The organism is Bradyrhizobium sp. 215_C5_N1_1, assembly GCF_052075935.1.
Lineage (GTDB): Bacteria > Pseudomonadota > Alphaproteobacteria > Rhizobiales > Xanthobacteraceae > Bradyrhizobium > Bradyrhizobium barranii.
In genome coordinates, this window is record NZ_CP197228.1 from 3,746,572 (window position 1) to 3,765,598 (window position 19,027).

A 19,027-nucleotide genomic window follows, 5' to 3' on the forward strand; every position below is an offset into this window, starting at 1 on the left:
TGGCGCGGAAAGCCCCGGCTCTGCCGGGGCTTTCTGTTGCGAGGGACGGTTCAGTGCGAGGCCATGAGCTTCGTCAGCGCGGGCAGGATCTTGTAGCGAACGATCTCGTGCGGGTATTCGCCGCGATTGGCGAGCAGGACGAAGCCGATCTGCCTGATAGGGACGAGGCCGAGATAGCCGGAGGCATTGTTGAGGCCGCCGGGCTTGTCGACGATGGTGGCGTCGGGGAGGTGGACCGTCTCCCAGGCCATGCCTTGTCCGAATTTGTCGTCGACGCGGAAGGTCTCGCGCTGCGTCATCCGCAGCGCCTCGCGCAAATGCGGTTCGACCGAGCGGTCGTCGACGCAGGCCGCAACGAAGGTCGCGAGATCCCGCGCGGACGAAAACATCTGGCCGGCGCCGGGAAAGTCGAAATAGCTCTGCTGGTTGCCGGGTGGGCCGATCGCCATGCCCTGATCCGAATAGCCTTGCACGACGCGCTGCATCCACGCCGCGTCCATCACGGCGCGGTTGTCCTCGCCGCGCTCCGGCAGGGAGGTCGCATCCATGCCGATCGGCCCAAGGATGCGCTGTTCGAACAGGGTTGCGATCGGAGCGCGTAGCAGCGCTCGAGCACGAGCTGAAGCAGCACGTAACAGGCATGGCTGTAGATGCGCTGCTTGCCGGGCGCCTCGCCGGCCTGCGGCTCGAAGGCGTTGAACATGTCGATGAACTGCGCCCGCGAGAACGAGTCGTTCGGCCAGGGTGGATGGTCGGTCGACAGCAGCATGCCCGACGTGTGCGTGGCGAGCTGGCCGACGGTGACGCGGCGGACATAGTCTCCGGTGAGCTCGGGCAGATATTTCGGCAGGCGGTCGTCGAGCCGCAATTCACTCCGGAGCGAGCCCAGCGCCACCAGCGTCGCCTCGAACGGTTTGCGCAGCGAACCAAGGTTGAACAGCGTGTCCGGTGTGACCGGTCTTCGCGTGGCGTCGTCGGCGAAGCCGTAGTTGAAGAACTCGACATGGCGGCCGGCATAGAGCGCGGCGGCGAGGCCGCCCGGCTGGTCCGGCGTCGCGGTCGGCGCCAGCTCGTTGGCGACGATGTCGCGCATCTGCGCGATCATGTCGGAATCCGCGGATGCGCGGCGCGGCCAAGCCAACGCGAGGGGAACCAACGCAGCCCGCGCGAGGGCCCGCCGGGTGAGGTGTGATGAGGTGACAACAGACGGCACGGCTCTGACGCATGATGCGATGCGCCCCCTCTCTCTTCTAACGGGGAGGGCCGGGTGTCCCAATTCACGATTGCGCGTTGTGGGTTCCGCCGGTGGGGGCCTTGCGGAAAATTACTTAGCTTGTGAGCTAACAATTATTGACGCAGGGCGGTGGCGGGCCTATAGTTAGCTTCATGGCTAACCAATTATCCCAGCTCGACCAGATCTTCGCAGCCCTCGCTGATCCCACAAGGCGGGCGATCGTGATGCGGCTCTGCGCCGGCGAGGCGTCGGTCGGCGAGCTCGCCGATCCGTTCGAGATGGCGCTGCCGAGCTTCATGAAACACATCCATGTGCTGGAGACGAGCGGGCTCGTTCAGTCGGAGAAATCCGGCCGCGTACGCACCTGCCGTCTCAGCCCAGACGCGCTCGTCGGCGCGGAGGACTGGTTCCAGCAGCAGCGCGCGATCTGGGAGGCGCGGCTCGATCGGTTCGAGGCTTACGTCATGCAACTGAAGAAAGAGAAGGAGAGGGCGGCCGCCAAGCGGCCGTCCCGCACAACCAAACGGAAAGGTTCTGAGTGATGACGAATTCTGCCAATCCCGCTCTGTCGCAATGGTCGATGGACCGCGAGATCGTGATGTCGCGCGTGATCGACGCGCCGCGCGATCTGGTGTTCGAGGCGTGGTCCGATCCAAAACATCTCCCGCAATGGTTCGGGCCGAAGGGTTTCAAGATCGAGACCTTCGAGATCGACGTGCGCGTCGGCGGCGTCTGGCGCTTCAACATGATCGGTCCTGACGGCACCGTCTATCCGAACCGCATGCGCTTCCGCCGCATCGAGCGGCCGTCGCTGATGGAGATGGATCACGGCGTCGACCAGGACGATGATCCCGGCATGTTCCGCTTCACCCTCACCTTTGCCGAGCAGAGCAACGGCAAGACCGTGCTGATGATGCGGCAACTGGCCTCGAGCACCGAGCAGCGCGATGGCATGATCGGCTTCGGTGCCGTCGAGTATGGCTACCAGACGATGGACAAGCTCGCGGCGTATGTTGGTGGGATGAAGAAATAGAGTTCCCGCGTTATTCCGGGGGCCTCGAAGAGGCGCCCCGGAATAAGCTCGGAAACGCATGGGGAGAGCAGTCGCCTTCGCGAATATGACAGCGCGCAGGTCAATTATGACAGCGCCATAACGTAGATTTTTGTCGCGTCGTGCCGCCGATTTATGACAGAATTGCTACCACTAAATGTCATATCGGTTACGGCGGAGCGATACATGTTGCAGTGGCAGGCGCGGTCAAATCCCCTCGCGTGGTGGTGGGGGTCCCTGACGCTTGTCAGCAGTGCCAACATTCTCGTCTGGTTCATGCTGTACCGCGAGTTCTATCCGACGCCTGCCGGCAGCGCCGGCGGCGGTTCGGATATCGGGCTGATGTTCCTGCTTTGCGCCGGCTATGTGTTCGGCTGCGCCTTCCGCTCGTTCCTGCCGCGCGCCGACGTGCAGCGCATCTGCCTGTTCGATACCTGGCTCTCCAGCGTCTTCGTCGGCCGCACCGTCGCGACCGTGGCCGAACTGTGCTTCGTCGCGCAATGGGCGATCATCCTGCATCAGCTCGGTCACATGACGGGGGCGGAGACCGCGGTGAACATCGCGCTGGTGATCGTGCCCATCATCATCATCGCGGAGTGCTTCTCCTGGTACGCGGTCGTCACCACGAACTTCCTCTACAACGCGATCGAGAATTCGCTGTGGGCGGTGACGTTTTTCCTCGCCGGCATCGCGCTGTGCCGCCTCATGCCGGAATTCCAGGGACCGGTGCGCTGGGCGCTGATCGCCGGCATCATCGGCATCGCCTGCTTCCTCGCCTTCCTCGTCACCGTCGACGTGCCGATGTATCTCAGCCGCTGGCGGGCAGGGCATGAAGAGGGCAACAAGCTCCTCGGCTTCCTCGAAGGCCTGCATGACGTCGCGACGCGCTGGGTGGTGACCCACGACATCGCGCACTGGAAGGGCGAGCTGACCTGGATGTTCCTGTATTTCACCGCGGCGGTGTGGTCGAGCCTCGCGCTCTGCGCGCTCTACGCTATGGAAGGCTATCTCACGCGTTATCTGGCCTGAGCGACCGGGCTTCGCCGAGATCGGCCTGCGTCAGCAGGCCTTGCCGCAGCGCCAGCCGGACCAGCTCGATGTCGGAGCCGACGCCGAGCTTGTCCTTGATCAGCGAATGCAGGTTCGCCACCGTCTTCGGGCTGACGTGGAGCGTCTCGGCGATCTCCTCCGTCGTGTTCTCGGCGAGCAGGAGCCGCAGCACCTCGAACTCGCGCGGAGTGAGCACGTCGGCGGCCGAGCTCTCGCCGCTGATACGGCTGAGCGCGAGCTCGTGATCGATGTCGGGGCTGATGGCTATCTTGCCGGCGAGCACGTCCATCACGGCGCGCACCAGCGTCTCCGGCGGGCTGGTCTTGGTGACATAGCCCCGTGCGCCGGCGCGGATCGCCTGCACGGCGAAGCCGGCATTCTCGTGCATGGTGAAGACCAGGATCCGTGCGGCCTTGTCCCATTGCCTGATGCGCCTGACGGCCTCGATGCCGCCGATGCCGGGCATGCTCAGATCCATAATGACGAGGTCGGGCGCCTCGGATTTGAAGAGACGGTAGGCCTCGGCGCCGTCGGCCGCTTCGGCGACAACGCGAAGCCCCGGCTGCTTCTGGAGCACGGAGCGATAGCCCTCGCGGACGACGGAATGGTCGTCGACCAGCAGAATGGTCGCATCGGCCGCGCTCATGCCGCGCGCTCCAGTGGCTGCCGGTCGACACCTGCAAGCGGAATGACCACGCGCAGCGCGGAGCCGCCGTTCGGCGCGGCCTCGAAGCTCAACTGGCCGCGCAGGGCCGCTACGCGCTCGCGCATGCCGAGCAGGCCCATTCCGGATTTTGCGACGGGATCGTTCGACCGTCCGTCGTCGTCGATCGCAAGTGCGATCTCGTCGGCACGCATCGCAAGCTCCAGGCTTACCCGCGTGGCGCCGGCATGCTTGGCGGCGTTGGTGAGCGCCTCCTGCACGATACGGTACAGGCTCGCGCTGATCGTGGCGGGCAGGGTCGCGAACGCACCGTCGAAACGGATCGAAAACCGTGTCTGGCCGCGGCTACGCCCGTTCCAGCCCGCGACGAGGCCTTCGAGGCTCGCCACGAGCCCGAGCTCCTCGACATCAGGCGGGCGCAGCCGGAACAGCGCGCCGCGCAACGTCTCCATCATGCCGGTTGCGGTCCGCGCGATGCCGTCGCACTCGCCAAGCAGGGAGGGGCAGTCCTGTACGGCGGTCTGGCGGGCAGAGGAGGCGAGCGCGCGGATGGCGGCCAGCGACTGGCCGAACTCGTCATGCAGCTCGCGCGCGAGATGGCGGCGCTCCTCGTCCTGGAGTGCGATCAGTTTCCGCGTCAGCTCGCTGCGCTCGGCCAGCGCGGTGTCGAGGCTTTCGGCGAGATGGTTGAAGACGTCGCGGATCGCCGACAGCTCGGCGAGATCGAACGGCGGCAGCCGCGTCGACAGGTCATTGGCGGCGATCCGCTCGAGGCCGGAGCGGATCATGCGGGTGGGGCGCAGCGCACGCGCCAGTGCGGCGTAGACCAGGACGCACAACAGTGGCAGTGCGATCGCAAGTGCGAGCATCAGGCGGCCGGCCTCGTGCCAGGCGTCGGCCGTCTGCACGGCCGGGTCGACCGAGACCACGGTCTCGCCGAGTTTCGTTCCGCGCACGATCACGGGCCGTGCCGCCTCGCGGCCGGGGTCGAACAGGCTGCGATAGAAAGCCACGAAGACTTGCGGCGGCGGGTTCGCCGGGATCGGCGCGCCACTGCAGAATCGCTGGATGATGTCGCCGCTCACGCCGCGGAACGCCAGGCACAGGCCGGGCGTCATCACATAGGCCGAAACGGGGTCGAGGTTGGGAAAGTCCGAGCGCGGGCTAGCCACCCACTGGATCTTGCCCTGTTGCAGCTCCAGCGTCTTGGCCACGATGGCGGCGATGTCGTCGAGGCGCGCATGGGCCGCGCGGTCGGCGGTGATGAGGAAATAGGCGGAGATCGCGGCGAAGCACGCGGCCGATATGGCGGCCACGCGCAACGTCAGACGGACCTTGAGATCGAACCTCGGGCGGTTCCACATCGGCGGGCACCTGGCGCGAACGGAATTGTCGCCGGCGCATTAAACGGCAGAACGCGAGCGGCGCAAAGCACTGCGCATACCGCGGTGCAACGTCGTGAAATTTTCCCGGCCTTGGTCGGGACCAGCGCAGCTGCATGACCTGAGGCTGCCGTCCAGATTGCGCCGCCGCTCCATCACACGAGGCCCGCATGCGCCGTATCAGCTTGATCCTCTCTGCTTTCCTCCTCTTCGTCCTCCCGGCGGCCTCTTCGCCTGCCGGCGCCGAGGATGCCATCGGCGTTGCCATGGACGATTTCAGCTACACCGATACGTCGGCCGAACCGGCCAACCAGACCGCCGCCCACGAGCGGCGGCTGTCGGCGTTCATGGCCGCGCTCAGGCGGGATATCAGTGCGGACGGCCGCTACCGGCCGGTGCCGTCTGCCCAGGACGGCGCGGCATTCAAGGTCATCGGCGGCATCCAGAAGACCAGCACGCTGGTGCAATGGGCCAAGGTCGCCGTGATCGACGTCGGCGCCAAGAAGCTCGTGATGGACAAGCTCTACACCTTCCGCGGCGACAATGATGAATCATGGGAGCGCGCCGAGATTTTCGTGTCTCGCGAGGTCATGGCCGCGCTCGCCACGCCCGCGCCGGTCGCGTTGGCCGTGTTCGATTTCGAGCTCGAGGATACGACCGCCGCCTCGGCTGGCGCTTCAGCCACGTCGGATACGTCATACTTGGCCGAAGTTACCGCCAGCGTGCGCGAGGCGCTGGGCCAATCCGGCCGCTACCGCATCGTTGATGCCGGCGGCGAGGCGGTCAAGGCGCGCGCCTTGCGGGATTGTGGTGGCTGCGAGGCGGCGATCGCGCAAAAGCTCGGCGCGGATCAGTCGCTGATCGGCGTGGTGCGGCGGGTCAGCCGCACCGAATACACGCTCGGCTTCCAGGTCCGCGATGCCAGGACCGGTGCGGTGCTGTCACGTGGCGACAGCGGCTTGCGCATGGGCGCCGACTATTCGTGGAAACGGGGCGCGGTCCGGCTGGTCAGCGATAAGCTGATCGGGAGCCAGTAACCGCGATACTCGCCCTAGAACGTCAGCTGCACCTTCATCGATTGCGAGCGGTCGCTGGCGAGTTCGAACGCGGCGACCGCGTTCTCGAACGGCATGGTGGCCGTGATCAGCGGTTTCACGTCGATCAGCCCTTCGCCCATCAGCCGCACCGCGAGCTCGAATTCGGGGTCGAAGCGGAAGGTGCCGCGGAGCTGCAATTCCTTGGCGACGATGGAGTTGATCGGCAGCGTCATCTCGCCGCCGAGACCGAGCTGCACCAGCGTCGCGCCGGGCCTGAGCACGTCGAGCGCGGTGCGAAGCGCGGCCTGGTTGCCGGAGGCCTCGAACAGGGTGTCGAACACGCCCTTGCCGGCGCGCCAGGGATCGAGCGCTGCGGCATCGGTCGCGACATTGATGACGTGGGTGGCGCCGAGCTTTCTTGCGACCGCGAGCGGTGCGTCGGCGACATCGGTCACTACGATCTCGGACGCGCCGCCGAAGCGCGAGACCAGGATCATCAGCGCACCGATCGGCCCGCAACCCGTGATCAGCACGCGCTTGCCGAGGAGGGGGCCGGCCTGCTTGCCGGCATGCAGGCACACCGCGAGCGGCTCGGCCACCGCAGCTTCCGCCAGTGTCAGCTTGTCCGCGATCGGCACCGCCTGCGCGGCATCGACCGTGATGAATTCACGGAAACCGCCTTGGACATGGGGAAAACGCATCGCGCTGCCGAGGAAGCGCATGTCGAGGCACTGGTTGCGCATGCCTTCCTGGCAATGCAGGCACTGGCCGCACGGTCTGCTCGGATTGACGGCGACGCGCGCGCCCGGCTTCACATTGGTGACGCCGTCACCGACGGCAGCGACCACGCCCGCGATCTCATGGCCCAGCGCCATCGGCTGCTGGATGCGCACGACGCCGAAACCGCCGTGATGATAGTAGTGCAGATCGGAGCCGCAGATGCCGCCGTTCGCAATCTTGACGCGGACTTCGCCCGGGGCGGGGGCTGGATCGGGATAGCTGTCGATCCGCAGGTCTTTCGGGGCGTGGATGACGACGGCGCGCATGGTCTCGTTCCCTTGGCTTTCGCGATTACATCGCGGCGATCATGCCGCCATCGACATAGATGATCTGTCCGTTGACGTAGGTCGAAGCGTCCGACGCCAGGAAGATCGCCGCGCCCACCAGCTCGTCCGGCCTGCCCCAGCGCTTGGAGGGGATGCGGCCCATCAGCCAGTTGTTGAAGTCGGTGTTGTTGACCAGCGCCTCGTTCATGTCGGTCAGCATGTAGCCGGGGCCGATCGCATTGGCCTGGATGCCGTGCTGGGCCCATTCCACCGCCATCGAGCGGGTCAGGTTCTTGATGCCGCCCTTGGCCGCGGTGTAGGGCGCGATGGTGGGACGCGCGAGCTCGCTGCCGAGCGAGCCGATATTGATGATCTTGCCGTGCTTGCGCGGGATCATGCGCTTGCCGGCCTCGCGGCCGATCACGAAGGCGCTGGTGAGGTCAGTCTCGATCACCTTGCGCCATTCGTCGGTGGTGAACTCGACCAGCGGCTTGCGGTGCTGGATGCCGGCATTGTTCACGAGAATGTCGACCGCGAGCCCTTCGCGGTCGAAGCGCTCGAAGGCCGCGACGATCGCGGGCTCATCGGTGACGTTGAACGCGGCGCCCTCGGCCTGATGACCGGCGGCGCGAAACTCGGCGACGGCCTGCTCGACGCGCTTGGGGTCGACGCCGTTGATGATGATCTTGGCGCCGGCCTTGGCCATGCCCTCGGCAATGGCGCGGCCGAGCCCGCGGGAGGAGCCGGTCACGAGCGCGGTGCGACCGGAAAGGTCGAAGAGGGCGGTGCTCATCTCAAGAAATCCTCAGACGTTGGAGCGACGCACGGTCAGATCGGAGCGGTCGAATACGGCGGGCAGAAGGTCGACGCCGAGGCCGGGTCCTTCCATCGGATAGACAAAGCCGTCCTTGATCGTCGGCATCGTGGTGACGAGCTCATTGTACCAGCCCCTGTAGAAGGCGCGTACCGATTCCTGGATCAGCGTGTTGGGCTGGCTGAACGACATGTGGATGGCGGCGATGAAGCCGATCGGGCCGATGCAGTCATGCGGCGCAAACGGGCGGTGATAGGTCTCGGCCATCGCCGCGATCTTGCGGCCTTCGGTCAAGCCACCGGTCCAGCACAGATCCGCCATCACCACATGCATGGCGTCGCGGTCGAGCATGTCCTTGTAGGGAAAGCGCGAGCCCAGCGTCTCGCTGGCGCAGACCCAGACGTCGGTCGAGCGGGCATATTCGGCCAGCGCCTGCGGCGAGTTCATCCGGATCGGGTCTTCGTACCAGGTCGGCTTGTAGGGCTCGAGCGCGCGCGCGATCTGCTTGGCGGTCGGCAGGTTCCAGAGCGAGTGGAGCTCGACCATGATCTCCATCTTGTCGCCGACGGCCTTGCGGATCTTCTCGAACGGTTCGATCGCCCGCTTCATCTGGGCTGCGGTGATGTAGAGCCCCTTGTTCTCCTGTGCCGCCGGGTCGAACGGCCAGATCTTCATCGCGGAGATGCCGCTCTCCAGCAGGCTTTCGGCCAGCGCGTCGGCGTGGTGCATGAAGCCGTCGAGGTCTTCGTAGGGGCCTTTGGAGGCGCCGAGATTCCAGTTGGCGACGGGGCTGATATTGGTGGAGCGGACATATTGAGTGCCGGCGCAGGTGTTGTAGATGCGCTGCTTGTCGCGGCAGAGGCCGCCGAGCATCTGGTGCACAGGCTGATTGCAGACCTTGCCGAACAAATCCCATAGCGCGATGTCGATTGCGGACGCCGCGCGGTATTCGACGCCGGTCGAGGATTGCGCCATCGGCAGGTTCAGCATGTCGCGGTGGATCGCCTCGATGTGCAGCGGATTGCGGCCGAGCAGGCGGCCGGCAAAGGTGTCGTGGATCTGCGCTTCGACCGCGCCCGCGCCATAGAAGGTTTCGCCGAGACCGATCATGCCCGTGTCGGTGTGAACGCGCACCCAGATGACGTTGGAAAATTCCTCGGTGCGCAGCGTCTCGATTGACGTGATCTTCACGGCAACAATCCTCCCATCACAGACGCCTCGCGCCTGACGTCTCATTTCGCACTGCAACATGTTGCAGGTCGCGCGAACGTCTTACGCCTGCTTGTAATATATCACAACATGTTTTAAGGGTCCCACAACTAAGGCGCCACCCAGCAATGAGAGCGCGGTTGACAGGAGGACGACATGGCACGGCGCAAGCGCGCGCTCGAGGTGGTGAGAAACGAGGACGACGGCGAGGGCAAGCCCTCCCGGCGCAACCGGCTCAACTTCTTCGAGCTGGCTTACCAGAGGATCGAAGAGCTGCTCGTCCACTGCGAGCTTAAGCCCGGACAATTCATGACGATGCTGGAATTGCAGCACATCACCGGGTTCGGGCGCACACCAGTGCATCACGCCGTCAATCGTCTCTCCGCCGACACGCTCATCATCATCCGTCCGCGCCACGGCCTGCACATCGCGCCGATCGATCTTGCGCGCGAGCGGATGCTGCTGGCCTTGCGCCGCGACATGGAGCGCTTTGTCGTGCGGCTCGCGGCCGATCGCGCCAGCCTGTCGCATCGCAATCAGGCGCTGCACATCGAGCGTCTGCTGCGCGAACGCCGCGCCACCCTGACCCTCGACGAATTCAACAGCATCGATCGCCGCATCGACGCGCTGGTGCTGGAAGCCGCCGGCGAGCCCTTCCTGGTGCACACGCTGCGGCCGTTGCACACGCTGTACCGCCGCATCGGCTACATCCACCATCGCTTCATGCCGGGACAGGCCGAACTGTCGGGCACGATCGATCGCCACCTCGCCATTCTCGTTGCGGTCGCCGGCCGCCATGTCGAGGACGCCGTGAAGGCGAGCGATGCGTTGATCGACTACATGGACCACATGTTCACGGGCATGGAGGCGGGGATCGATCCGCGCCTGCTCGATTGCAGTATCGAGCCGCTGCTCGGCGCGTAGAGAGTTTTGAAGAGAGGACCAAACATGCAGACAATGGCCATGCCACAACCGACCGCGAGCGAAGCCGCGGTCCGCTACCTCATCACGAACTACAGTCCCAAGGGCAACAAGGTCGGCTGGCTGATGATGGCCTCGATCCTGGTCGAAGCCTGGGATCTCTATTCGATCGCCTTCGTGCTGATCTTCATCAAGGAGCAGTACAATCCCGATCCGCTGATGCTCGGTCTCGCTGCAGCCGGCACGCAGGGCGGCGCCTTGATCGGCGCGCTGCTCGGCGGCTGGCTCTCCGACAAGATCGGCCGCCGCGTCATGTTCCTGGTGACGATGGTGCTGTTCATCGTGCTCGCGCTGGCGCAGGCCTTCGTGCCGAACGTGACCTGGCTCATCGTGATCCGCTTCCTGCTCGGCATTCCGCTCGGCTCGGATATTTCGACCGGCTACACCTACATCATGGAATCCATGGCCAAGGGTGAGCGCGAGGTCATGGGCAATCGCTGGCAATTCATGTTCGCCGTCGGTGAAGTTCTCACCATCGGTGTCATCGTGATCTTCCTGCTGATCGACATGCAGCACGAGATGCTGTGGCGCGTGACGCTCGGTCTCGGCGCGGTGCCGGCGCTGATCATCCTGATCATGCGTCACGACGTGCCGGAGACGGCGGTGTGGCTGGTGCAGAAGGGACGTTACCGCGAGGCCAAGAAGGTCGCGCGCGAGATGTTCAACGACAATCTCGACATGTTGCCGGACCAGGACGTGAAGGTGCCGAAGGTCAGCACACGTGCCTTCATCGCCGACCTCAGGAAGGACCCGATCCGCTGGCGCGCCACGATCTACGGCTGGATCGCCTGTTTCGCGCAAGGCAGCGAGTTCTCGACCTTCGCATTCTATCTGCCGGTGCTGTTCGTGATGGTCGGCGTGTCGAGCGTGCTCGGCATCAACCTGGTGACGATGGCGCTCTTCTCCTTCGCGGCCCTGTCCGGCTGGGTCGGTCCGCTGCTGACGCCGAAGATCGGCCACCGCGGCATCTCGATCGCCGGCTTCAGCATCGTGCTGGCTTCGCTGCTGGTCGCTGCCTTCGCGCTCTACACCGACAACAAGATCCTGCTGCCGTTCGCAGCGGCCGCCATGTTGTGGGGCCATTATTGGGACGCGTCGAACTGCATGACGATCCCGACCATGGTTGCGAAGCCCAAGTATCGCGGCACGGCCAGCGGCTTCGCCTACATGTTCGTGAAGTTGCCGTCGTTCCTGGCGATCTTCCTGTTCCCGACGGTGTTCGCCGCGATCGGCCAGGCGAATGCCACGCTGATGGTCGCGATCTTCCCGCTGATCGGATTGCTCGCCGCAATCTTCATCCTGCCGGAAGTCTACGGCTACGAGAACGACTAACGCGTTGCCCGGTCGCGGCCTTGTGGCCGCGATCGGGCTTTTCCCGCTACGGGCTCAGGAAGACGGGATTGATCCCGGACCCATGGCCGAGCAGGCCGATCGCCTGAAGCTGGGCGCTGTGGAGGTCGATCTCCACGATCGCGAACAGGGTCAGCAGCACCACGACCGAGACGACGAGCAGGGGGTGGAATGTCCCGCCTCCTTGTTCCGGCGCGGTGAAGCTCCGAAACGACCGACGCAGGGAAAAACTCTGCGGCAATGCCTTTGACTGAATCTGCATGATGGACCTCCGTGCCGCGCCGTATGAGACTGCGCGACGCGAAGAAGCATAGGTCCGGCTTTGGCGGCGACATTGATGCGCCGCAAATTGCGCGCGATTACCAGATCGCAGCCGCAAGCGCTGCGATCAAGGCGGGGGGCGTCACCAGCAGGCCCAGCTTGAGGAACGGCCAGGCGCCGACCTCGATTTTTTCGCGGCGAAGCGCAACCAGCCACAGGATGGTCGCGAGCGAACCGGTGATCGAGAAATTCGGTCCCAGGTCGACGCCGATCAGGATGGCGCTGACGACCGAGGTGGGCAGGTGATCGGCGGCCACGATCGACCCGGCGACGAGGCCGACCGGCAGGTTATTGGCAATATTGGTGGCGATGGCGGTGGCGATCCCAACGCTCCAGCCGGCCCCGGGTACGGACTGCGCGACGGCCTCGTGCAGAAGTGCGCTGAGATGGCCGATCACGCCAGTCTTCACCAGTGCTTCCACCATCACAAAAAGCCCGCCGACCAGCGGCAGCACGCTCCAGGACACGTGCTTCAGTACCGGCATGGGCGACTGACGGCTGAGCAGCAGGACGAGGCCGGTCGTCACGGCGCCGCAGATGAAGGTCGGCAGGCCAAGCTGCTTGTCGAGCGCGGAGGCCGTGATCAGCACCACGCCGATCGCAGCAATGCCGATCGCGGTCAGCTTGCCGCCACGGCTGAGCACCTTGTGCGGCACGCGGCGCTCGATGATCTCCTGTTTCAGCGCGCGATGCTGGGTGATGCGCAGTACGACAAAGGTCAGCACGATCGAGGCGAGCGAGGGCAGGGCGAACTGACGCAGCCATTCGGTCAGATGCGGCATGCGCGAGCCGAACACCACGAGATTGGCGGGGTTCGATATCGGCAGCACGAAGCTTGCGGCGTTCGCGATGAAGGCGCAGACGAAGAGATAGGGCAGCGGCTTGGCGCCGGCCGCGCGCGTCGCGGCGTAGACGGCGGGTGTCAGCACGATCGCGGTGGCGTCGTTGGAGAGCAGCACGGTGACGACCGTGCCGACGAGATAGATCAGCAGAAACAGCCGCTGCGGCGAGCCGGCTGCATATTCGACGGCGAGCGCTGCGAGATAGTCGAACAGGCCTTCGAGCCGGGCAAGCTCGGCGATCAGCATCATGCCGATCAGGAAGAGATAGACGTCGACGCCTTTCTCGATGCCCGTGAGCGCGTCCTGCCACGGCAGGAGGCCGAGCAGCACCAGGGCGCCGGCGCCGATCACGGCCCAGATCGCCTCGGGCAGGCGAAAAGGCCGGATGATGACGCCTGCGGTCGCGGCGACGATGATGCTCCAGGCCCAGATGGCGTCAGACGGCACGTTCAGTCCTTGAGGTTGGGTCGGTTCATTCGGCAGCGATAACCGATGCTGGAGCCGCTGTCTTCCCCTGTGCCTGCAAGGTGCCACGCCGGGTCTCGGGCAAGGCGAGGAGGCAGACGACGGCGCCGATCGCGGCGACCGCGCCAAGCGTGATGAACGCCGCGCTGTAGCCGGCGCCGACCACGACGAGGCCCGCAAGCGTCGTCGACAGCGCCGCGCCGATGCTCTGGGCGGTGATGACGGCGCCTTGCGCGACGTTGAAGCGGCCGGTGTTGCGCATGAGGTCGGCGACGATGACGGGAAAGATCGCGCCAAAGATGCCGGCGCCGACACCGTCCAGAAGCTGCACGCCGACCAGCCAGAACGGATTGTCGGAGAGCGTATAGAGCGCGCCGCGAATGGGCAGGATCAACAATGCGGCGAGGAAGAAGCGCTTGTGGCCCCATCGGTCGGCCTTCGCACCGACCAGCATCGCGAACGGCACCATGACAACTTGAGCTGCGACGATGCAGGCCGACATCAGGCTGGTGCCCATGTTCTTGTCCTGCAGCGCGAGTTTCTGCCCGACCAGCGGCAGCATGGCCGCGTTGGACAGATGAAACAGCACGACGCAGACCGCGAAGACGAGGAGGGGGCGACAGGTCAGGAGCACCGCGAGACCTGAGGGCTGTTCCGGCCGGTCACCGGTATCGGCGTCGTGCAGCCCGCGCGCGAGGTCGTGGTCGATGGCGCGGGCGGGGATTGCGAGAATGCTCACGAGGCTTGCGACCGCCATGGCAGCGAGAAGGTAGAACACCACGGTCGGACCGAACCAATAAGCGCTGAGCCCCGCGAGCCCGGCCGCGACCGCATTGCCGGCGTGATTAAAGGTCTCGTTGCGGCCGATCCGCCGGGTGAAGGCGGCATGACCGAAGATGCCCAGCGAGACGGCGGCGATCGCCGGCGGAAAGATCACTGCCGCGGCCTGCGCGATGCCTTGCGAGACCGCGACCGGCAGGAAGCTGGGAAACAGCGGCAGCGACAGTGACGCCAGCGTCACCATGATGGCGGCGATGACCATCGCCAGCCGCTTCGCCCGCGTCGCATCGACCAGTGCGCCGGCCGGCGTCTGCGCCACGATGCCGGCAATGGTCGCGATCGACATGACGAGGCCGATGCGCGCCTCGTCCCAGTGCTGCTCGGTGAGGAGATAGACGGCGAGATAGGGCCCAAGCCCGTCGCGGACGTCGGCGAGGAAGAAATTGGCCGCATCCAGAGCGCGGCCGGCGCGTCTCGTCTGGTCGGTGGGGTGATGGGAGGCCTGGCTCGACATCGGTCTCTCGATCGAGGCTGGGAAGCGACCGGCCAGAAACCGATCTCACGCCACCTTTGTTCCACTCTTCAAAACTTCACGGCCAGCAGCACCGCACCGGCGCCGATCATGGCGATGCCGAGCCAGCCCTGTGGGGTCGGACGCTCGCCGAGAAAGGTGAAGGCGAAAAGAGCCACCAGCACGACGCTGAGCTTGTCGATCGGCGCCACCAGCGTCGCCGGGCCAAGCTTCAGCGCACGGAAATAGCACAGCCAGGACGCGCCGGTCGCAAGCCCGGACAACACCAGGAACAGCCAGGTCTTCGACGAGACCGCCGACGGCACCGCGAACTGGCCGGTGAAGAACAGCAGCACCGAGAAGGCGAGCAGCACCACGATGGTGCGGATGAACGTCGCCAGATCCGGATTGATGTTCTCGACGCCGACCTTGGCGAAGATCGCGGTGAGTGCCGCAAAGCAGGCCGAGAGCAGCGCCCAGGTCTGCCAGGCCGAGAGGAGGGCGGGTTTCATCGGTTATCTCTCACCTTGCCGCCGCCAACTTTTCGGTGATCGCCTTGCGCAGGATACGCGACAGCGATTCCACGGAGTACGGCTTCTGGATCAACTCGAACCCGCGATGCGCGTTCTCGGCGAGGACGTTGCTGTAGCCGCTGGTGAGCACGACGGGCAGGCCCGGATAGCGCTCGCGGATGACGCCGGCGAGCTCGACGCCGTTCATGCCGGGCATGATGACGTCGGAGAAGACGAGGTCGACGGCGAATTCGTTCTCGCCGAGAATGCCGAGCGCCGCATTGGCGTTGGCGACCCGGCGGACGACATAGCCGAGATCTTCCAGCAGCTCGGTCGAGAACTGGCCGACGTCGTCATTGTCCTCGACCACGAGCACGCGATAGCCGCGCCCGGTGGTGGCGGCCTCGCTGGTCAGTGCCGCAGCGTCCTTCTCCGCGGCGGGACTGTGCGCCTGCGGCAGGTAGATGGTGAAGGTCGCACCTTCGCCGTGCGTGCTCGTCACTGCGATGTCGCCCTCGGACTGCTTTGCGAAGCCGAAGGCCTGGCTGAGGCCGAGGCCGGTGCCCTTGCCGACCTCCTTGGTGGTGAAGAACGGCTCGAAGATGGCGTCGATGTTTTCAGGGGCGATGCCGCTGCCGGTGTCCGCGACCGAGATCGCGACATAGTCGCCGCCGCGCGCCGACTGCGCACGCAGGCTCGGGATGCCCGCGACCTTGCGCACGGCGATGGTGAGTCGGCCTTCGCCATCCATGGCGTCGCGGGCGTTGATGGCGAGGTTGATCAGCGCGGTCTCGAACTGCGCGATGTCGGCCACCGTGAAGCAGTCGGCATCGTTCACCTCGACGGCGATCGCGATGCGGCCGCCGACCAGTGGCCGGACCAGTTGCGCCACGGCCTCGACCTGGCTGCCGACGTTGAAGATCTGCGGCTTCAGCGGCTGCCTGCGCGCAAAGGCCAAAAGCTGCGCGGTGAGCTTGGAGGCGCGCTCCACGGTGTCGGAGATGGCGTCGACATAGCGGCGGCGGCGTTCTTCCGGCAGTTCGCGGCGGCGCAGGAAGTCGGTCGCGGAGCGGATGATGGTGAGGAGATTGTTGAAGTCGTGGGCGACGCCGCCGGTGAGCTGGCCGATCGCCTCCATCTTCTGCGACTGCCGCAGCGCTTCCTCGCCGCGGCGGCGCTCGGTGATGTCGACGGCCTCGGGCACCGCACCGGTGATGTTGCCGTGGCGGTCGAGCACGGGACGCATGCCGAAGTCGAAATCGCGCTCTCCGATGGGCAGGCGCAGGCGCATCTCCAGCCGCACCGCTTCGCCTCTGAGCACGGTGTCGAAGGCCTCGCGCACGACGGCGCTCATGCCCTGGGTCTGGTTGAACCAGGGCGTGTCCCAGAACGGTTTGCCGATGACGTCGCGGGCCTCCACGCGAATGCCATCGAGCGCAGTCCGGTTCGCGTAGAGCAGCTCGCCCCTGAGATTGACCAGCCCCTGATACTGGTTGCTTGTCTCCAGGATCGCGCGCAGCCGCGCCTCGTTGGATTCGAGCTCGGCGGTGCGCTCGGTGATGCGCTCCTCCAGCGTCTCGTTGAGTCGCCTCAGCTCGATCTCGGCCTGCTTGGCGGCGGTGATGTCGTGGGCGACGCCGATGAAGCCGATGTGCTTGCCGGTCGGGTCCCAGCGCGGCTGCGATTCCGAGCGCAGCCACCGCCATTCACCGCTGGCGTTCTTGTAGCGCGCTTCCAGCACGAACGGCTTCAGCGACGCTTCGCCCTGGACGGATTGCTGCAGCACATGCGGCAGGTCGTCCGGATGCAATATCTTGCGCCAGTCGAAATCGATGGCCTGGTCGTAGGGCAGGCCGATGAAGTCGACATAGGCCTGGTTGGCGAAGGAGCGCGTGCGGTCGAGCTTCGTGACCCAGATCGGCACCGGCGCGCTGTCGGCGATCAGCCGGAAGCGCTCCTCGCTCTCGCGCAGCGTCTCGCGCGCGAGTGCCTGGGCGGTGATGTCGATATGGGCGCCGACGAGGCGAATGGCGCGGCCGTCACTGTCGCGCTCGAACTTGGCGACGACGCGGATCCAGCGGGTCTCGCCGTCGTTGGGGCGGATGATGCGGTATTCGGCGGTGTAGTCTTCGTTCGTCCCGGCCAGCGCATCGAGGAAGTGCTTGACCGCGGCGTCGCGATCCTCGGGATGGATGCGGTTGACCCAATCCTCATGCGACTCGTCGGTGGCATCCGCCGGCAGCCCGTGGAGCATCAGATATTCCGGCGAGCGGCGGTTCTTGAAGCCTTCGCGGAAGTCGACCTCGAGGCCGCCGACCTTGCCGATGCGCTGGATACGCGCCAACTCTGCCTCGCGCTCCTGGAGCGCGTGATAGGCGTCGTCGCGCTCGCGCGCGATCTCTTCGAGGTGCTGGCGCAGCCTTTCGGCGGCGGTGGTATCGGGCAAGGGATCGTTCAAGGTGTCGGCCGTTGTGATGCAAGAGCGCACGTGCCGGGCCGATATTCCCACAGACAAAGCGTGATAGCCATTACTCAAAAGGGGATAAGGACGGAAAGGCGCCACCGATCGCAGGGGCGGGTATGAACGAACGCCCGGTCTGGCTATTTGTTCCCGAATGTTGGAACGATGAGCCCCCCGCGCGCGTATTTGCGAGGCGTCGCAACTCTTAATCATAAAACTCTCTTCCCGAAGAGGCTAAATCTTGAAGCTCTTTGTCTGCCAGGACTGCGGCAACGTCCTCTATTTCGAGAACCGCGCCTGCGAACGCTGCGGCCACCGCGTCGCGTTCCTGCCGGAGAAGGAGACGATGTCGGCGATCGAGCCGGACGGCGAGGCCTGGATGACGCTCGCCGACAAGGGCAAGGGGCGGATGCTCTGCCGTAACGCCGAATACGACGCGTGCAACTGGCTGACGGATGCGGGCGACACCACCGGCTATTGCCGCGCCTGCCGCCACAACGGCATCGTGCCCGATCTGTCCGATCCGGTTCAGCTCGCCGGCTGGCGCGAGTTGGAGGTGGCGAAACACCGGCTGTTCTATTCCCTGATCCGCTGGAAGCTGCCGCTCCAGACGCGGCAGGAAAATCCCGAACATGGGCTGATCTTCAATTTCCTCGCCGACGATCCGAACAGCGGGCAGAAGATCATGACCGGCCACGATAACGGCCTGATCACGATCGCGCTGACCGAGACCGACGAGATCGAGCGCGAGCGGCGCAGGCTCGAGATGGGCGAGCCCTACCGCACGCTGCTCGGGCATTTCCGCCACGAGGTCGGCCACTATTTCTGGGAGGTGCTGGTGCGCGAGGGCGGCAGGCTGGAGCAATGCCGCGCCGTGTTCGGCGACGATTCCGCCGATTACGGCCAGGCCTTGCAGCTCCATTATGCCGAAGGCGCGCCGCCGGACTGGCAGCAGACCTACGTCTCGGCCTACGCCACCACGCATCCCTGGGAGGATTTCGCCGAGACCTGGGCGCACTACCTCCACATCGTCGATACCCTGGAGATGGCCTCGGAGTTCGGCATGGAGGTACGCCCCCGGGTCGATCGCGACGGGGAGTTGACGGCGCGCATCCGTTTCAACCCCTATGAGACGAGGGACGTCGAGGCGCTCGTCAATGCATGGCTGCCCTTCACCTTCGCCATCAACAGCGTCAACCGCGCCATGGGGCTGCGCGATCTCTATCCGTTCATCCTGTCGCCGGCGGTGGTCGGCAAGCTGGGCTTCATTCACGACTTGGTCAGGGACGTGGCCAAGGCCGCGAAGCCGTAGGTCCG

The 19,027-nt window shown here is 65.4% G+C and carries 19 protein-coding genes; 7 read left to right on the plus strand and 12 right to left on the minus strand.

Annotation, left to right across the window (positions count from 1 at the left end):
• Window positions 1-50: 50 nt before the first annotated feature.
• Together AB7G19_RS17955 and AB7G19_RS17960 are read right to left on the minus strand one after the other, a co-directional pair.
• Entirely contained in the window at window positions 51-548 is a 498-nt protein-coding gene (locus AB7G19_RS17955) for a serine hydrolase (protein ID WP_441268002.1), read from the minus strand.
• Complete coding sequence (locus AB7G19_RS17960) at window positions 500-1,105, minus strand: serine hydrolase (RefSeq protein WP_441268003.1); 606 nt, start codon at window positions 1,103-1,105, stop codon at window positions 500-502. Before AB7G19_RS17960 ends, AB7G19_RS17955 begins: the two co-directional genes overlap by 49 nt.
• Before the next feature lie 281 nt (window positions 1,106-1,386).
• On the opposite strand from AB7G19_RS17960, the gene AB7G19_RS17965 reads away from it, so the two are divergent.
• From AB7G19_RS17965 to AB7G19_RS17975, 3 genes are all read left to right on the plus strand, one after another.
• Window positions 1,387-1,776, plus strand: coding sequence for an ArsR/SmtB family transcription factor (locus AB7G19_RS17965; protein WP_166097165.1), 390 nt, complete (start codon window positions 1,387-1,389; stop codon window positions 1,774-1,776).
• Window positions 1,776-2,267, plus strand: coding sequence for an SRPBCC family protein (locus tag AB7G19_RS17970; RefSeq protein ID WP_283016811.1), 492 nt, complete (start codon window positions 1,776-1,778; stop codon window positions 2,265-2,267). Before AB7G19_RS17965 ends, AB7G19_RS17970 begins: the two co-directional genes overlap by 1 nt.
• Window positions 2,268-2,471: 204 nt before the next feature.
• Complete coding sequence (locus tag AB7G19_RS17975) at window positions 2,472-3,314, plus strand: hypothetical protein (protein WP_283016810.1); 843 nt, start codon at window positions 2,472-2,474, stop codon at window positions 3,312-3,314.
• Here AB7G19_RS17975 and AB7G19_RS17980 read toward each other — a convergent pair.
• Window positions 3,295-3,981: a response regulator gene (locus AB7G19_RS17980; protein ID WP_063982664.1), complete on the minus strand. Its 687-nt coding sequence runs from the start codon at window positions 3,979-3,981 to the stop codon at window positions 3,295-3,297. The two genes, AB7G19_RS17975 and AB7G19_RS17980, sit on opposite strands and share 20 nt — an antisense overlap.
• Window positions 3,978-5,363 (minus strand): HAMP domain-containing sensor histidine kinase, encoded by a 1,386-nt coding sequence (locus tag AB7G19_RS17985; protein WP_283016809.1) that lies wholly within the window; start codon window positions 5,361-5,363, stop codon window positions 3,978-3,980. The genes AB7G19_RS17980 and AB7G19_RS17985 overlap by 4 nt, the downstream gene beginning before the upstream one ends.
• A 188-nt stretch (window positions 5,364-5,551) precedes the next feature.
• Here AB7G19_RS17985 and AB7G19_RS17990 point away from each other — a divergent pair, with 188 nt between their 5' ends.
• Window positions 5,552-6,418, plus strand: a complete 867-nt coding sequence (locus AB7G19_RS17990; protein ID WP_283016808.1) for a DUF3280 domain-containing protein — start codon at window positions 5,552-5,554, stop codon at window positions 6,416-6,418.
• Window positions 6,419-6,432: 14 nt separating this feature from the next.
• Here AB7G19_RS17990 and AB7G19_RS17995 read toward each other — a convergent pair whose 3' ends face one another.
• Genes AB7G19_RS17995 through AB7G19_RS18005 form a run of 3 tightly spaced genes read right to left on the minus strand, consistent with a single transcriptional unit; the run spans window position 6,433 to window position 9,469 of the window.
• Window positions 6,433-7,464, minus strand: coding sequence for an L-idonate 5-dehydrogenase (locus AB7G19_RS17995; RefSeq protein WP_283016807.1), 1,032 nt, complete (start codon window positions 7,462-7,464; stop codon window positions 6,433-6,435).
• A gap of 25 nt (window positions 7,465-7,489) precedes the next feature.
• Window positions 7,490-8,257: an SDR family oxidoreductase gene (locus tag AB7G19_RS18000; RefSeq protein ID WP_063982668.1), complete on the minus strand. Its 768-nt coding sequence runs from the start codon at window positions 8,255-8,257 to the stop codon at window positions 7,490-7,492.
• 12 nt (window positions 8,258-8,269) lie between these two features.
• Window positions 8,270-9,469 carry a mandelate racemase/muconate lactonizing enzyme family protein gene (locus AB7G19_RS18005; RefSeq protein WP_167768060.1) on the minus strand — a complete coding sequence of 400 codons (1,200 nt, stop codon included), beginning with the start codon at window positions 9,467-9,469 and terminating at the stop codon, window positions 8,270-8,272.
• 174 nt (window positions 9,470-9,643) lie between these two features.
• Here AB7G19_RS18005 and AB7G19_RS18010 point away from each other — a divergent pair, with 174 nt between their 5' ends.
• Together AB7G19_RS18010 and AB7G19_RS18015 are read left to right on the plus strand one after the other, a co-directional pair.
• A complete protein-coding gene (locus AB7G19_RS18010; RefSeq protein WP_283016806.1) occupies window positions 9,644-10,411 on the plus strand; it encodes a GntR family transcriptional regulator in 768 nt (255 codons plus the stop codon).
• Between the two features lie 24 nt (window positions 10,412-10,435).
• Complete coding sequence (locus AB7G19_RS18015) at window positions 10,436-11,800, plus strand: MFS transporter (RefSeq protein WP_071912958.1); 1,365 nt, start codon at window positions 10,436-10,438, stop codon at window positions 11,798-11,800.
• A 46-nt stretch (window positions 11,801-11,846) separates the two neighbouring features.
• Here the strand turns inward: AB7G19_RS18015 and AB7G19_RS18020 are convergent, their stop codons facing one another.
• The 5 genes from AB7G19_RS18020 to AB7G19_RS18040 form a co-directional block, all read right to left on the minus strand.
• Window positions 11,847-12,080 carry a hypothetical protein gene (locus AB7G19_RS18020; protein WP_071912960.1) on the minus strand — a complete coding sequence of 78 codons (234 nt, stop codon included), beginning with the start codon at window positions 12,078-12,080 and terminating at the stop codon, window positions 11,847-11,849.
• Window positions 12,081-12,177: 97 nt separating this feature from the next.
• Window positions 12,178-13,428: an arsenic transporter gene (locus AB7G19_RS18025; RefSeq protein WP_354113683.1), complete on the minus strand. Its 1,251-nt coding sequence runs from the start codon at window positions 13,426-13,428 to the stop codon at window positions 12,178-12,180.
• 25 nt (window positions 13,429-13,453) lie between these two features.
• Window positions 13,454-14,740 (minus strand): MFS transporter, encoded by a 1,287-nt coding sequence (locus AB7G19_RS18030; RefSeq protein ID WP_354113682.1) that lies wholly within the window; start codon window positions 14,738-14,740, stop codon window positions 13,454-13,456.
• A gap of 68 nt (window positions 14,741-14,808) precedes the next feature.
• A complete protein-coding gene (locus AB7G19_RS18035; protein ID WP_208087381.1) occupies window positions 14,809-15,249 on the minus strand; it encodes an EamA family transporter in 441 nt (146 codons plus the stop codon).
• Between the two features lie 10 nt (window positions 15,250-15,259).
• Window positions 15,260-17,737 (minus strand): hybrid sensor histidine kinase/response regulator, encoded by a 2,478-nt coding sequence (locus tag AB7G19_RS18040; protein ID WP_354113681.1) that lies wholly within the window; start codon window positions 17,735-17,737, stop codon window positions 15,260-15,262.
• A gap of 214 nt (window positions 17,738-17,951) precedes the next feature.
• Here AB7G19_RS18040 and AB7G19_RS18045 point away from each other — a divergent pair, with 214 nt between their 5' ends.
• Window positions 17,952-19,022 (plus strand): zinc-binding metallopeptidase family protein, encoded by a 1,071-nt coding sequence (locus AB7G19_RS18045; protein WP_354113680.1) that lies wholly within the window; start codon window positions 17,952-17,954, stop codon window positions 19,020-19,022.
• The last annotated feature ends 5 nt before the right edge of the window (window positions 19,023-19,027 follow it).